This is a genomic window from Pseudomonas sp. MYb193, assembly GCF_002966775.1.
In the GTDB taxonomy this organism is placed as follows: Bacteria; Pseudomonadota; Gammaproteobacteria; order Pseudomonadales; family Pseudomonadaceae; genus Aquipseudomonas; species Aquipseudomonas paracarnis.
In genome coordinates this window covers 854651-867609 of record NZ_CP023269.1, presented here as the reverse complement: position 1 = coordinate 867609, position 12959 = coordinate 854651, and the positions used below count along the sequence as shown (strand labels likewise).

The window sequence follows — 12959 nt, the reverse complement described above, 5'->3', positions numbered from 1 at the left end:
AAATGTGGGAGGGGGCTTGCCCCCTCCCACATTTTGATCTTAATCCGGCCCGGGTTACAGCGTCGTCGGCGCTCGTTCGCACAGGGTATTAAGGGCCGCCGCCCACTGCGGCTCGTCATTCAGGCAAGGCACCAACACCAACTCCTCGCCCCCCGCTTCACGAAATTGCTCGCGACCGCGATCGCCAATTTCCTCCAACGTTTCAATACAGTCGGCGACGAACGCCGGGCACATCACCAGCAACTTCTTCACGCCTTGCTGGGCCAATGCCTCAAGGCGTGCCTCGGTGTAGGGTTCGATCCACTTGGCCCGGCCCAGGCGGGACTGGAACGCCACCGACCATTTGCCCTCCGGCAAACCCAGCCGCTCGGCCACATCCCGCGCCACGCTGAAGCACTGCGCGCGGTAACAGGTGGCAAGCACTTCAGGGGATGCGTTCTTGCAGCAGTCCGCATCCTTGAAGCAGTGCTGGCCCGTGGGGTCGAGCTTGGTCAGATGACGCTCAGGCAAGCCATGGAAACTTAGCAGCAAGTGATCGTAATCCTGCTCCACATAAGCGCGCACACTCGCCGCCAGCGCATCGAGGTACTCAGGCTGATCGTAGAACGGTTGCAGGATCGAAAACTGCACATTCAGTTGCTTGTCGCGCACCACTCGCTTGGCTTCCTCTATCACCGTGGTGACGGTGCTGTCGGCAAACTGCGGGTACAACGGCGCCAGTGTGATTTTTTGAATACCCTGGGCGGCCAGGCGTGTCAGGACCGTTTCCAGGGACGGCTCGCCGTAACGCATCGCCAATTCCACCGGGCCCTGGGTCCACTGCGCGGTCATCTGCTGCTGCAGGCGGCGGCTCAGCACCACCAACGGCGAACCCTCATCCCACCAGATCGACGCATAGGCATGGGCCGATTGCTCGGGGCGCTTGATCAGGATCAGCGATACCAGCAAGCGCCGCACCGGCCACGGCAAGTCGATCACATAAGGGTCCATCAGGAACTGATTGAGGTAGCTGCGCACATCGGCCACCGAAGTGGACTTTGGCGAACCCAGGTTGACCAGTAACAACGCGTGATCGGTCATGCAACATCCTATCTTTAGAGGCGGCTGGACAAGTCGTCCAGAGCCGCACGCAACTCAGTGAACTGGAAAGTGAAACCTGCGGCCTGCAGCCGTTCAGGCAAAGCCTTTTGCCCGCCCAGCAACAAGCCGGACAACTCACCCAGGCCAACCTTCAACGCAAATGCCGGCATCGGCATGAACGCCGGGCGGTGCAGCACCTGGCCCAGGGTCTTGGCAAATTCGCGGTTGCGCACCGGGTGTGGCGCGCAGGCATTATAAGGACCGTTGGCGTCTTGCTTGTGCAGAAGAAAATCAATCAGGGCGATTTGATCCTTTATATGCACCCAGGGCATCCACTGCCGTCCATTGCCAATCGGCCCACCCAGCGCCAGTTTGAAAGGCAGCAGCAGGCGCGACAAAAAGCCGCCCTCGGCAGACAGCACCAACCCCGTACGCACCAGCACCACGCGAATGCCCAAGGCTTCGGCACGCTGGGCGGTTTCCTCCCAGGCGATACACAACTGGCTGGGGAAATCGTCCAGCACCGGGCCGCTGGCTTCGGTCAGTTCGCGCTCGCCGCCGTCGCCGTACCAACCCACCGCAGAACCGGAGATCAGCACCGCCGGTTTTTGCTCCAGGCTTTCCATCCAGGCCAGCAAGGTTTCGGTGAGGTGAATGCGACTGTTCCACAGCAATGCCTTGCGCTTGTGGGTCCAAGGCCGGTCGGCGATAGGCGCGCCTGCCAGGTTGACCACCGCGTCCACCGTGCCAATCACCTCTTGTAGGCAAGCCACTCCGAGCACCTGCGCACCGCACACCCGGGCGACCGTTTCCGGTTGCCGGCTCCACACCGTCAGGTGATGGCCTTGCGCGAGCCAGTGCTTGCAGAGTTGACGCCCGATCAAGCCGGTACCGCCGGTCAGCAAAATATGCATGGGACTCTCCTCATGTAACGTTCGCCGCCGCTCACTGGTCTATTTTATAAGCAGGGATCAATTTGATAATTGAGCGTGACGGGGGTTCAAGCCTTAGCTTAACCATAGGTCACGCCACACAATCAGGCACGCCAAAACTTATACCAAAAAACAATATTGTACAGCTATTGGTGTCGGCGTAGTCTGTACCCAACGGTAAAACGAGGCCTCCCATGACTGTTCCCATCGCGATCATTGGTACCGGCATCGCCGGTCTCTCCGCCGCCCGAGCGTTACAAGACGCTGGGCATGCAGTGCAACTCTTCGATAAAAGCCGCGGCAGCGGTGGCCGCATGTCCAGCAAGCGCAGCGACGCCGGCGCGCTGGATATGGGCGCGCAATACTTCACCGCTCGCGACCGACGCTTCGTCAACGAAGTGCAGCGTTGGCAAAGCAACGGCTGGGCCGAGCAGTGGAAGCCCCAGCTGTATAACTTCAAGTCCGGGCAACTGACGCCTTCCCCTGATGAGCAGATCCGCTGGGTGGGCACGCCGCGCATGAGCGCCATCACCCGCGCCCTGCTCGACGACTTGCCGGTGGAGTTTGGTTGCCGCATCACCGAGGTGTTCCAGGGCACACAGCACTGGAACCTGCTCGACGCGGACGGCGGCAATCACGGCCCTTTCAGTCACGTGATCATTGCCACGCCGGCGCCCCAAGCCACCGCCCTGCTGGCCGCCGCGCCCAAGCTGGCGAGCGCCGCCGCCGGGGTGAAAATGGACCCGACCTGGGCCATCGCCCTGGCGTTCGACAAGCCCCTGGATACGCCGATGGAGGGCTGCTTCGTGCAAGACAGCCCCCTCGACTGGCTGGCGCGCAACCGCAGCAAGCCCGGGCGCGATACCACCCTCGACACCTGGGTGCTGCACGCCACCAGCGCCTGGAGCAAGGCCCACCTGGACCTGCCCAAGGAAGCGGTGATCGAACACCTGCACGGCGCCTTTGCCGAATTGCTGCACAGCGCCATGCCTGCGCCGTCATTCAGCCTGGCGCATCGCTGGCTCTACGCACGTCCATCCAGCAGCCATGAGTTCGGGGTGCTGGCCGACGCCGACCTGGGCTTGTTCGTCTGCGGCGACTGGTGCCTCTCCGGCCGTGTGGAAGGTGCCTGGTTGAGTGGCCAGGAAGCGGCGCGACGCTTGATCGAGCACCTGCAATGAACCGCATCAACCCCGCCAAACTGCTGCTGTCAAAATGGACGGCAGCTCATCCCCGCCACAAGGAAAAACACTTCCTGGTCACCGAATTGTTCCGTGACGACGAGGGCACGGTGCTGGACATCGAACTGCAGGCCATCCTCACCCGGCGCGCTGAACGCCTGCCGTGGCAAACCCTGAAAAACGCTGAGGACTGGAAAATCGGCTGGAAATAACGCGGCGGCACAAACCTGTACAAATTATTTGACTTGTACAACATCGAGCCTATGATGAGATTTAGTTGTACAAGATTTGTAGCTTGTATAGGATTCTTGCAGAGGTTTGCTTATGTCCAGCCGTGTGAAACCGAAGATCGCCATCAGCGCCTGCCTTCTGGGTGAGAACGTGCGCTTCAATGGCGGTCATAAACAGTCCCTGCTATGCAGCCAGACCCTCAGTGACTATTTCGATTTCGTCCCGTTGTGCCCTGAAGTTGCCATTGGCCTGGGCATTCCTCGGCAAGCGATCCGCCTGGTCGGGGACCCCAACCAACCGCAGGCCGTGGGCAGCGTAAACCCTGCGCTCAATGTCACTCAGCCACTGGACGATTACGGCCAGCAAATGGCCCGGGAACATACCGACCTGTGCGGCTACATCTTCATGCAAAAGTCACCGTCCTGCGGCCTGGAGCGGGTCAAGGTGTACCGCGACAACGGCACGCCCGGCGACGGTGGTGGGCGCGGCATTTACGCCCAGGCGTTTTGTGCCCGCCACCCCAACCTGCCGGTGGAAGAAGACGGTCGCCTGAACGACCCGGTGCTGCGGGAAAACTTCCTCACCCGCGTATTCGTGTACGCCAGTTGGCAGCAACTGTTGGCCGACGGCCTTACCCGTCACCGCTTGCTGACGTTTCACTCGCGCTATAAGTACCTGCTGATGGCCCACAGCCCGGCGCATTACAAAAGCCTGGGCCACTTGCTCGGCAGCATGGGCAAGGGCATTGACCTGCAAGCTTTGGCCGACGGCTATTTCAGTGAACTGATGGCGGGCCTGAAAAAATGCGCGACTCGCGGTACCCATACCAATGTGCTGCAACACATCAGTGGCTATCTCAAGCAAGCCATCAGTGCCGATGACAAACAGGAAATGCAGACCGTCATCGGCCAATACCGCCACGGCATCGTGCCACTGGTGGTGCCGCTGACCCTGCTCAAGCACCACTTTCGCCAACACCCGGACCGCTACATCGCGCAGCAGGCTTACCTGCAACCGCACCCGGAAAACCTCAGCCTGCGTAATGCGATCTAACCCATGAAACCTGCCCTGCTCGACGAACCCGGCGAAGACCTCGCCCTGGCCCTGGAAAACGGCTGGCTGCCGATCCGCGAGGTGGCGCGCCAGACCGGCGTGAATGCGGTGACGCTGCGCGCGTGGGAGCGCCGCTACGGCCTCATCGTGCCCCAGCGCACGCCCAAAGGGCATCGGTTGTTCAGCGCCGAACATGTGCAACGCATCCAGGCCATCCTCACCTGGCTCAATCGCGGCGTGCCGGTCAGCCAGGTCAAAGGGCTGATCGACTCCGCACAAGGCAGCCCGGAGCCGATGGAAAACGAGTGGCAGAGCCTGCGCCAGCATTTGGTGAGTGCCATCAGTGAACTGGCCGAGCGTCGGGTCGATGACGCGTTCAACCAGGCCATGGCGCTCTACCCGCCACGCACGTTGTGCGAGCAATTGATGCTACCGCTGCTCAACGAGCTGGAACAACGCTGGCAGGGCCAGTTCGGCGCGCAGATGGAGCGGGTGTTCTTCCTGTCCTGGTTGCGCAGCAAGTTCGGCGCACGGATCTATCACAACAATCGTCAACTCCACGGCGCGCCGCTGTTGCTGGTCAATCATTCCGACCTGCCCCTGGAACCCCACCTGTGGCTCAGCGCCTGGCTGGCCAGCAGTGCCGATTGCCCGGTGGAAGTATTCGATTGGCCACTGCCGGTCGGCGAACTGGCCCTGGCGGTGGAACACCTGCAACCCCGTGCGGTGCTGCTGTATTCGAGCAAGGCGTTGCAAGTGCCGGCACTCAGCAAACTGCTGGGAGGCATCCATTGCCCAACCGTGATTGCCGGACCAACGGTGTGCATCCACCACGCCGAGTTGGGCGTATTAACCCAGGACATCCCTGAGTTGTCCGTGGCCGAGGACCTGTTGGCGGCCCATCAATTATTGATCCAGCGTGGAATTGTCTAAATGCATCTGATCTGGCTGCGCACCGACTTGCGCCTGCACGACAACACTGCCCTGGCGGCCGCGTGCCAGCGCGGCCCCGTCGCGGCTGTTTACCTGATCACGCCCGAGCAATGGCAGGCGCATGATGATGCGCCGTGCAAAGTCGATTTCTGGCTGCGCAACTTGCAGCACCTGAGCCAGGTACTGGGCAACCTCAACATCCCGCTGTTAATACGCCACGCCGCGACCTGGGACCAGGCGCCGACGGTACTGAGCCAACTATGCCGCGAGCTGTCGGTGGAGTCGGTACACGTCAACGAGGAATATGGCGCTCACGAGAGCCGCCGCGACCGCGCCGTGGCCCAGGCCCTGGAAGCTGACGGCGTGACCTTCCACAGCTACCTGGACCAACTGTTTTTCCAGCCGGGTAGTGTGCTGACCAAGACCGGCACCTACTTCCAGGTGTTCAGCCAGTTCCGCAAGGTCTGCTACAGCCGCCTGCACAGCGCCCTGCCCTGCGTGGTGCCGACGCCAAAGGCCCAGGCCGAGCTTGGGGTGCAGAGTGACCCTGTGCCGACCGCAGTCGAAGGGTTCCAGGCACCCAGCGAAACCTTGCGCGCCCTCTGGCCCGCTGGCGAAGACGAGGCGCGCCGTCGCCTCGATGCCTTCGCCGATCAGCAGATCAGCTATTACAAGGATGAACGCGACTTCCCGGCCAAGCCCGGCACCAGTCAGCTTTCTGCCTACCTGGCCGCCGGTGTGGTTTCGCCGCGCCAGTGCTTGCACGCCGCGCTGCAAACCAACCAGGGCGAGTTCGAAAGCGGCGACATCGGCGCCATCACCTGGATCAACGAGCTGCTGTGGCGCGAGTTCTACAAGCACATCCTGGTCGGCTACCCACGGGTTTCCCGCCACCGCGCGTTTCGCCCGGAAACCGAAGCGCTGGCTTGGCGCAAGGCGCCCGAAGACCTGGCCGCCTGGCAACAGGCGCGCACCGGCTTGCCGATCATCGACGCGGCCATGCGCCAATTGCTGGAAACCGGCTGGATGCACAATCGCCTGCGCATGGTGGTGGCGATGTTCCTGACCAAAAACCTGCTGATCGACTGGCGCGAAGGCGAGCGCTTCTTTATGCGCCACCTGATCGACGGTGATCTGGCGGCCAACAACGGCGGCTGGCAATGGAGTTCGTCCACCGGCACCGACTCGGCGCCGTATTTCCGGATATTCAGCCCACTGAGCCAATCGGAAAAATTCGACGGTGACGGCGTGTTCATCAAACGCTGGCTCCCGGAACTGGCCGCGCTGAATAAAAAACAAGTGCACAACCCCGAAGCGGCTGGGGGCCTGTTCGGCGTGGCGGATTACCCGCGTGCCATCGTCGATTTGAAACAGTCTCGCGAGCGCGCCTTGGCCGCATTTCGCCGGCTGCCTTCGCGTCAGGAGATGGCCGAACATGAGTGACTTCCTGCACCAGTTTGCCCACACCTTCGCCACGCTGGACAAGCACAACCTGCACCTGCTCGGCCGCCTGTACAGCGAGGACATCACCTTTGCCGACCCCCTGCATGAAGTACAGGGCCTGCCAGCGTTGCGGCGTTACTTTGCCGACTTGTACAGCAACGTCAGCGAGCTGCATTTTGACTTCCACGGTTTCGATACCGTGGCCGAAGGCGAGGGCTACCTGCGCTGGACTATGCGTTTTCGTCACCCACGCCTGGCCGGCGGCCAGGTGATCGAGGTGCCAGGCTGTTCTCATTTGATGTGGCACGACAAGGTTTACCGCCATCGCGACTATTTCGATGCCGGCGCCCTGCTCTATGAACATGTCCCCCTACTGGGTCGCGTTATTCGTTGGCTGAAAAGGAGAATGGGATGAGCCTTACACCGCCCCGTCGTTATTGGCTGACCGGCGCCAGCAGTGGTATCGGTGCGGCGCTGGCCGTGGAGTTGCTCGCCAGCGGCGCCCACGTGGCCCTGAGTTCCCGCACCCAAGGCCCGCTGGATGCCCTCGCCCTTCGATATCCAGGCCAGGTTCTGGTGGTGGCCGGCGACCTGACCAACAGCCAGACCGTGCGCGAGATCGGCGAGCGTATCAGCGAGGTCTGGGGTTCGCTGGACACGGTGATCCTCAACGCCGGCACCTGTGAATACGTCGACGCCCGGCAATTTGACGCCTCGATCATCGAGCACGTTGTGCGTACCAACCTGCTGGCCAGCAGTTATTGCATCGAGGCCGCGCTGCCACTGTTGCGCGCAGGGCGCACCCCGCACCTGGTGGGCGTGGCCAGTGCCGTGACCTACCTGCCCATGCCTCGCGCCGAAGCCTACGGGGCGTCCAAAGCCGGCCTGCGTTACTTGTTCGAATCCCTGCGTATCGGCCTGTCGCCGGAAAACATCGATGTCACTGTGATCAGCCCAGGCTTTGTCGACACGCCGCTGACCGAGCGCAATGATTTCCCGATGCCCCTGAGCTGGCCAGCCGACAAAGCCGCGAAGCACATCTTCGCCAAGCTGGAAAAACGCCCGCTGGAAATCGCCTTTCCGGCCCTGTTCATTGCCACCTTGTGGCCGCTTTCGAAGCTCCCCAACCGCGCGCAACTGATCATCGGCAAACGCATGCTGCGCAGCCCGCCACCGAAGAAGGACGACCTGTGAAGATCGCCATTATCGGCAGCGGTATCGCCGGGCTGACCAGCGCCTACCTGCTCAGCCGTCGCCACGACATTACGCTGTTCGAGGCCAATGACTGCATTGGCGGGCATACACACACGGCCAACGTGACGGTCGACGGCAAAAGCTATGCGGTGGACACGGGCTTCATTGTGTTCAACGACTGGACCTACCCCAACTTCATCCGTCTGCTGGAGCAGATCGGGGTCAGGTTCAAACCCACCGAGATGAGTTTTTCGGTGTACGACCAAAGCACAGGCTTTGAGTACAACGGCAACAACCTCAACAGCCTGTTTGCCCAGCGCCGCAATATTCTGTCGCCGGGGTTCTGGGGCATGTTGCGCGATATCCTGCGCTTCAATCGCCAGGCGCCCCTGGACTTGCAAGAGCAGCGCATCAGCGCCGACATGACCCTGGGCGATTACCTCATCGCCGGCGGTTATGGCCCCAGATTTATCCGGCATTACATCGTGCCGATGGGTGCGGCCATCTGGTCGATGTCCCTGGCCGATATGCTCAAGTTTCCGCTGCAGTTTTTTGTGCGCTTCTTCAAGAACCACGGCTTGCTCTCGGTGAGCAACCGCCCGCAATGGTGCGTGATCGAGGGCGGCTCCAGCTGTTATATCGAGCCGCTGACCCGCAGCTTTCGCGAACAGATACGGCTCAACAGCCCTGTGCATAAGGTGCAACGCAGCGACGAGGGTGTGGTTATCCACAGCCCGTCCGGCAGCGAAACCTTCGACCGCGTGGTGTTCGCCTGCCACAGCGATCAGGCCCTGGCCTTGCTCGATGACCCCAGCCAGGCCGAACAGCAGATCCTCGGTGCCCTGCCCTACGCCGACAACGACGTGGTGCTGCACACCGATACACGCCTGCTGCCCGACCGCAAACTGGCCTGGGCCAGCTGGAACTATCGGCTGACGGGCAACGTGCAACAACAGGCCGCCGTCACCTATGACATGAACATCCTGCAAGGCATCGACAGCGCCACTACCTTTTGCGTCAGCCTCAACCAGACGCCGATGATCAACCCGCTGAAGATACTGGCGCGCTACACCTACGCCCATCCGCAATACAGCCTGGGCGCAGTCGCCGCACAGGCACGCTGGGAAGAATTGAACGGCGTGCGCAATACCTTTTACTGCGGGGCCTACTGGGCCAACGGCTTTCACGAAGATGGCGTGGTCAGCGCTCTGCGCGTGGCCCAGGCGTTTGGGGAAACCCTGTGAACAGCGCCTTGTACAGCGGCTGGATCGCCCATCGCCGGTTTACGCCCAAGGCCCACGCCTTTCGTTACCGCATCGGCCTGTTGTACCTGGACCTCAGTGAAGAGGATGAAGTACTGGGGCTCTCGCCGCTGGCCGGCACGGGTCGCCTGGCGCCTTTCGGTTTCCGCCAGCAGGATTACCTGCGTGAATTCACGCGCCACGGCATGAGCCTGAGCGATGCCGTGCGCCAGGAAGTCGGCAAGGCCCTGGGGCAAACACCCCAGGGCGCTATCTGCCTGCTGACCCAGGCCCGCAGTTGGGGCCTGGCTTTTAACCCGGTGAGTTTCTTCTACTGCTTCGAGGCTGATGGGCAACTGGCCGCGATCCTGTGTGAAGTGACCAACACCCCATGGCGCGAGCGCTATCACTACGTGCTGCCCGCCCAGGCACTGGGCGCCGATGAGCACCAGCATTTCGCCGTGGCCAAGGCCTTCCATGTGTCGCCGTTTTTGCCTCGCGAGCTGGAATACCGCATGAGTTTCAGCCCGCCCGCCGCCAGGCTCGGCGTGCACATGGCCGATTGGCAGGGCACGCAAAAAGTCTTCGACGCCACCTTGAGCCTGGAAAAACAGGCACTGAGCCGCGCCAGCCTGCATCGCTATTTGTGGCGCTTTCCCTGGATGACCGCCAAGACCGGCCTTGCGATCTACTGGCAAGCCTTGCGCCTGCTGCTCAAACGCACTCCGATTTTTTCCCACCAGGCCGCCGATGGCGCCTCTCGCACCGCAGTCGGGTATACCAAGGATCGCCACCATGAAATCCCCTAGCTTATCGGTCAAGGCTAACCGCCTGAACGTCAACGGCATGACCGCTGCGCTATTGCGCAAAGGCGTGTTGCGCCAGCTCAGCCAATTGCGCCATGGCCAGTTGGTCATCATCGAGGATGGCGAGCGGCAAGTCTTCGGCGCACGGGAAGCACACCTGCTGGGCGAGATCCAGATTCTCGACGCGGCGGTATGGGGGCTGGTGGCGGCCAATGGCTCGATCGGCGCCGGCGAAGCGTTTATCCATGGTTATTGGACCAGCCCCGACCTCACCGCCGTGGTGCGGGTGATGGTCAGCAACCTGGAGGTGCTCGACGCCATGGAGGGCGGCTTGGCCCGCCTGACCCGGCCGTTCACTCAGGGCCTGCACTGGCTCAACCGCAACACACGCAAAGGCTCGCAAAAAAACATCGCCGCCCATTACGACCTGGGCAACGACCTGTTCGAAGAATTTCTCGACCCCACCATGATGTACTCGGCGGCGCAGTTCCTGACCCCCGATGACACCCTGGAACAGGCACAACTGAACAAATTAGCGCGCATCTGCCAGAAACTGGCGCTCAAGCCCAGCGACCATCTGCTGGAAATCGGTACAGGCTGGGGCAGCATGGCGCTGTATGCGGCGCAGCATTACGGCTGCCGGGTCACCACCACGACCCTGTCCAAGGAACAGTTCGCCTACACCGCGCAGCGTATTCAGGCGGCGGGCCTGCAAGATCGTGTGACCGTGCTGCTGAGCGATTACCGCGACCTCACCGGTGAGTACGACAAGCTGGTGTCGATCGAAATGATTGAAGCGGTGGGCCATCGTTTCCTGCCCACCTATTTCAAACAATGCGCCCAGTTGCTCAAGCCCGACGGCCTGATGCTGCTGCAAGCCATCACTATTCGAGAACAACGCTTTGAACAGGCCAAGCGCAGCGTCGACTTTATCCAGCGCTACATCTTCCCCGGCGGCGCGCTGCCCTGTGTGCAAAACATGCTGCAGATCGTCAGCCGCGACACCGACATGAACCTGCTGCACATGGAAGACTTCGGCCTGCACTACGCCCGCACCCTACGCCTGTGGCATGAAAACTTTCGCCGCGCCCATGGCCGTCTTGCGGAACTCGGTTATGACGAATACTTCCTGCGCCTGTGGGAGTTTTACCTGTGCTACTGCGAAGGCGGCTTTATGGAGCGCACCATCGGCACCGCGCAGTTGCTGCTGGCCAAACCGGCGGCCATCAATCCGCCGCTGCTCGGGCGTTTCAGTGCTTAAATCCCTGGCCAATGCCGTGCTGTTTCAGTGCGGCTGGTTTGCCTGCGTGCTCGGCGGCGATAGCCGTTGGCTGCTGATCGGCATCGCGGCGCTGGGCGCGCACCTGCTGTGGATAAGTTCCTGGGCCAGGGAGGGGCAAGTGATTCTGGCCGTGACGGTGCTGGGAACACTGGTCGATACGGCGCTGCGAGGGCTTGGCGTGTTTGAGTTCAATACGCCGGGGCCACTGATTCCGCTGTGGCTGATACTGTTGTGGGCGTTGCTGGCCACCACCTTGCGCCATTGCCTGGCCTGGAGCGCACGGCCCTGGTGGCTGGCCAGCCTGCTTGGCGCGGTGGGCGGGCCGTTGTCTTATTACGCCGGCAGTCAATTGGCAGGTGTGAGTTTTGCGTACGGCACCACCCCAACACTGATCGGCCTGGCGCTGTTATGGGCCATGCTCTTTCCGCTGTTACACGGGGTTGCGCAGAGGCTGGAACACTGACGCCCGTCAGAGCATTCATACGCATCTGACGCACTTGCCTTACACTGCGCGCCTATGACCAACATCCCTCACATTCAAATCACCGAACCCGTCACGTGCTCGACGTGCGCGGCTTGTTGCTGCCAGCTGGAAGTCATGCTGATCACCGACACCGGCGTGCCACAACGCTTTATCGATACCGACGATTGGGGGGGTGAGGTGATGCTGCGCCTGGACGACGGCTGGTGCGCAGCGCTGGACCGCGACACGATGATGTGCACGATCTATGAGCTTCGGCCGTTGATTTGCCGGGAGTTCGAGATGGGGGCGCCGGAATGCCTTGAAGAACGTGAAGGCATTACCACTGCTTACCGCTGATTCTGAGATGGGCAGAATTTCAACGGTGAGTACGGGCTTGTGTGGAAGCGGGCTTGCTCGCGAAGGCGGTGGGTCAGTCTAGGCATGTGCTAGCTGATACACCGCTTTCGCGAGCAAGCCCGCTCCCACAGGGGGCTCAAGCGTTCTTGAGTTTAGAGCGGCATGGTGTAGTGCAGCGAGTAGCTCTCTACCCCATCGTTATTGCTGCTGATGCCGGCATTGGAATAGTGCGTGGCACGAATGCCCACTTCATGCCCGCCGTTGAACCGCAGGCCGAAACCCAGGCGGTCTTCGAACTGGAAGGACTGGCCGATGTTGTTGTCTTCCAGCCGAGTGCGAGAGAACAACGCCACGCCGATACCGGCTTCGATGTAGGGCTTGACCGACTCGCCGGCAAACTCATACACAAACACCGGCGAGAACGACAGGCTGCTGGCGCCCGCACGGTCATCCCCTTCCCAATAGGTATAGGCGCCGCTCCAGTAGCCGGTCAGTCGGCCGACATTGCTCTGCATCCAGCTTTTGTCCCAATCAGAGGTCAGGCCCAGGCGGTAGGTCAGCGTCGAATCGCTGGTGCTACCCAAGCCGAACTCCAGGCCGGCGGCCTGGGCTGAAACAGAGTGTCCCAACATAGCGGCCGCAATCGCAGCCAAACAGAACAAGCGCTTCATGTGAAACGTCCTTTGCAAACGGAATAATTTGGGTTGTGTACAGGCTAACGGGCTATAGAAGCCGAAGCATAGCCAGAAGTTCAGCTTTTTTC

General features: G+C 61.4%; 15 protein-coding genes. 12 read left to right on the top strand and 3 right to left on the bottom strand.

The annotated features are described in order from the left end of the window. Positions 1-54: 54 nt before the first annotated feature. Together hemH and CLM72_RS03850 are read right to left on the bottom strand one after the other, a co-directional pair. Positions 55-1080 (bottom strand): ferrochelatase, encoded by a 1026-nt coding sequence (gene hemH, locus CLM72_RS03855; protein ID WP_105225680.1) that lies wholly within the window; start codon positions 1078-1080, stop codon positions 55-57. A gap of 14 nt (positions 1081-1094) precedes the next feature. Next, the gene (locus tag CLM72_RS03850) at positions 1095-1994 is read right to left on the bottom strand and encodes a TIGR01777 family oxidoreductase (protein WP_105225679.1); all 900 of its coding nucleotides are present in this window, start codon (positions 1992-1994) and stop codon (positions 1095-1097) included. A 212-nt stretch (positions 1995-2206) separates the two neighbouring features. On the opposite strand from CLM72_RS03850, the gene CLM72_RS03845 reads away from it, so the two are divergent. The 12 genes from CLM72_RS03845 (at position 2207) to CLM72_RS03790 (ending at position 12196) form a co-directional block, all read left to right on the top strand. Further along, complete coding sequence (locus tag CLM72_RS03845) at positions 2207-3193, top strand: NAD(P)/FAD-dependent oxidoreductase (protein WP_014716849.1); 987 nt, start codon at positions 2207-2209, stop codon at positions 3191-3193. After that, entirely contained in the window at positions 3190-3405 is a 216-nt protein-coding gene (locus CLM72_RS03840; RefSeq protein ID WP_014716848.1) for a TIGR02450 family Trp-rich protein, read from the top strand. The genes CLM72_RS03845 and CLM72_RS03840 overlap by 4 nt, the downstream gene beginning before the upstream one ends. Positions 3406-3517: 112 nt before the next feature. Continuing rightward, positions 3518-4477, top strand: a complete 960-nt coding sequence (locus CLM72_RS03835) for a DUF523 and DUF1722 domain-containing protein (RefSeq protein ID WP_105225678.1) — start codon at positions 3518-3520, stop codon at positions 4475-4477. Positions 4478-4480: 3 nt separating this feature from the next. Continuing rightward, positions 4481-5410, top strand: a complete 930-nt coding sequence (locus CLM72_RS03830) for a MerR family transcriptional regulator (protein ID WP_105225677.1) — start codon at positions 4481-4483, stop codon at positions 5408-5410. After that, positions 5411-6853: a deoxyribodipyrimidine photo-lyase gene (gene phrB / locus CLM72_RS03825; protein WP_105225676.1), complete on the top strand. Its 1443-nt coding sequence runs from the start codon at positions 5411-5413 to the stop codon at positions 6851-6853. It begins immediately after the preceding gene. Further along, positions 6846-7268 (top strand): nuclear transport factor 2 family protein, encoded by a 423-nt coding sequence (locus CLM72_RS03820; protein WP_105225675.1) that lies wholly within the window; start codon positions 6846-6848, stop codon positions 7266-7268. Before phrB ends, CLM72_RS03820 begins: the two co-directional genes overlap by 8 nt. Beyond that, entirely contained in the window at positions 7265-8047 is a 783-nt protein-coding gene (locus tag CLM72_RS03815; RefSeq protein WP_105225674.1) for an SDR family oxidoreductase, read from the top strand. Before CLM72_RS03820 ends, CLM72_RS03815 begins: the two co-directional genes overlap by 4 nt. Continuing rightward, on the top strand, positions 8044-9291 hold the full coding sequence (locus CLM72_RS03810; RefSeq protein ID WP_105225673.1) for an NAD(P)/FAD-dependent oxidoreductase: 1248 nt from the start codon (positions 8044-8046) through the stop codon (positions 9289-9291). Before CLM72_RS03815 ends, CLM72_RS03810 begins: the two co-directional genes overlap by 4 nt. Further along, positions 9288-10097 (top strand): DUF1365 domain-containing protein, encoded by an 810-nt coding sequence (locus tag CLM72_RS03805; protein WP_069868935.1) that lies wholly within the window; start codon positions 9288-9290, stop codon positions 10095-10097. Before CLM72_RS03810 ends, CLM72_RS03805 begins: the two co-directional genes overlap by 4 nt. Next, on the top strand, positions 10084-11355 hold the full coding sequence (locus CLM72_RS03800) for a cyclopropane-fatty-acyl-phospholipid synthase family protein (protein ID WP_105225672.1): 1272 nt from the start codon (positions 10084-10086) through the stop codon (positions 11353-11355). Before CLM72_RS03805 ends, CLM72_RS03800 begins: the two co-directional genes overlap by 14 nt. Further along, the gene (locus CLM72_RS03795; RefSeq protein ID WP_105225671.1) at positions 11348-11839 is read left to right on the top strand and encodes a DUF2878 domain-containing protein; all 492 of its coding nucleotides are present in this window, start codon (positions 11348-11350) and stop codon (positions 11837-11839) included. The genes CLM72_RS03800 and CLM72_RS03795 overlap by 8 nt, the downstream gene beginning before the upstream one ends. A 54-nt stretch (positions 11840-11893) precedes the next feature. Further along, complete coding sequence (locus CLM72_RS03790; RefSeq protein ID WP_003188364.1) at positions 11894-12196, top strand: YkgJ family cysteine cluster protein; 303 nt, start codon at positions 11894-11896, stop codon at positions 12194-12196. A gap of 152 nt (positions 12197-12348) precedes the next feature. Here CLM72_RS03790 and CLM72_RS03780 read toward each other — a convergent pair whose 3' ends face one another. After that, entirely contained in the window at positions 12349-12867 is a 519-nt protein-coding gene (locus CLM72_RS03780; protein ID WP_014716838.1) for an acyloxyacyl hydrolase, read from the bottom strand. Positions 12868-12959 lie beyond the last annotated feature (92 nt).

What these genes read in the sequence shown, in the direction of transcription:
- hemH (WP_105225680.1), bottom strand. Translation starts at nt 1,080, where the DNA reads ATGACCGATCACGCGTTGTTACTGGTCAACCTGGGTTCGCCAAAGTCC.
- CLM72_RS03850 (WP_105225679.1), bottom strand. Translation starts at nt 1,994, where the DNA reads ATGCATATTTTGCTGACCGGCGGTACCGGCTTGATCGGGCGTCAACTC.
- CLM72_RS03845 (WP_014716849.1), top strand. Translation starts at nt 2,207, where the DNA reads ATGACTGTTCCCATCGCGATCATTGGTACCGGCATCGCCGGTCTCTCC.
- CLM72_RS03840 (WP_014716848.1), top strand. Translation starts at nt 3,190, where the DNA reads ATGAACCGCATCAACCCCGCCAAACTGCTGCTGTCAAAATGGACGGCA.
- CLM72_RS03835 (WP_105225678.1), top strand. Translation starts at nt 3,518, where the DNA reads ATGTCCAGCCGTGTGAAACCGAAGATCGCCATCAGCGCCTGCCTTCTG.
- CLM72_RS03830 (WP_105225677.1), top strand. Translation starts at nt 4,481, where the DNA reads ATGAAACCTGCCCTGCTCGACGAACCCGGCGAAGACCTCGCCCTGGCC.
- phrB (WP_105225676.1), top strand. Translation starts at nt 5,411, where the DNA reads ATGCATCTGATCTGGCTGCGCACCGACTTGCGCCTGCACGACAACACT.
- CLM72_RS03820 (WP_105225675.1), top strand. Translation starts at nt 6,846, where the DNA reads ATGAGTGACTTCCTGCACCAGTTTGCCCACACCTTCGCCACGCTGGAC.
- CLM72_RS03815 (WP_105225674.1), top strand. Translation starts at nt 7,265, where the DNA reads ATGAGCCTTACACCGCCCCGTCGTTATTGGCTGACCGGCGCCAGCAGT.
- CLM72_RS03800 (WP_105225672.1), top strand. Translation starts at nt 10,084, where the DNA reads ATGAAATCCCCTAGCTTATCGGTCAAGGCTAACCGCCTGAACGTCAAC.
- CLM72_RS03790 (WP_003188364.1), top strand. Translation starts at nt 11,894, where the DNA reads ATGACCAACATCCCTCACATTCAAATCACCGAACCCGTCACGTGCTCG.
- CLM72_RS03780 (WP_014716838.1), bottom strand. Translation starts at nt 12,867, where the DNA reads ATGAAGCGCTTGTTCTGTTTGGCTGCGATTGCGGCCGCTATGTTGGGA.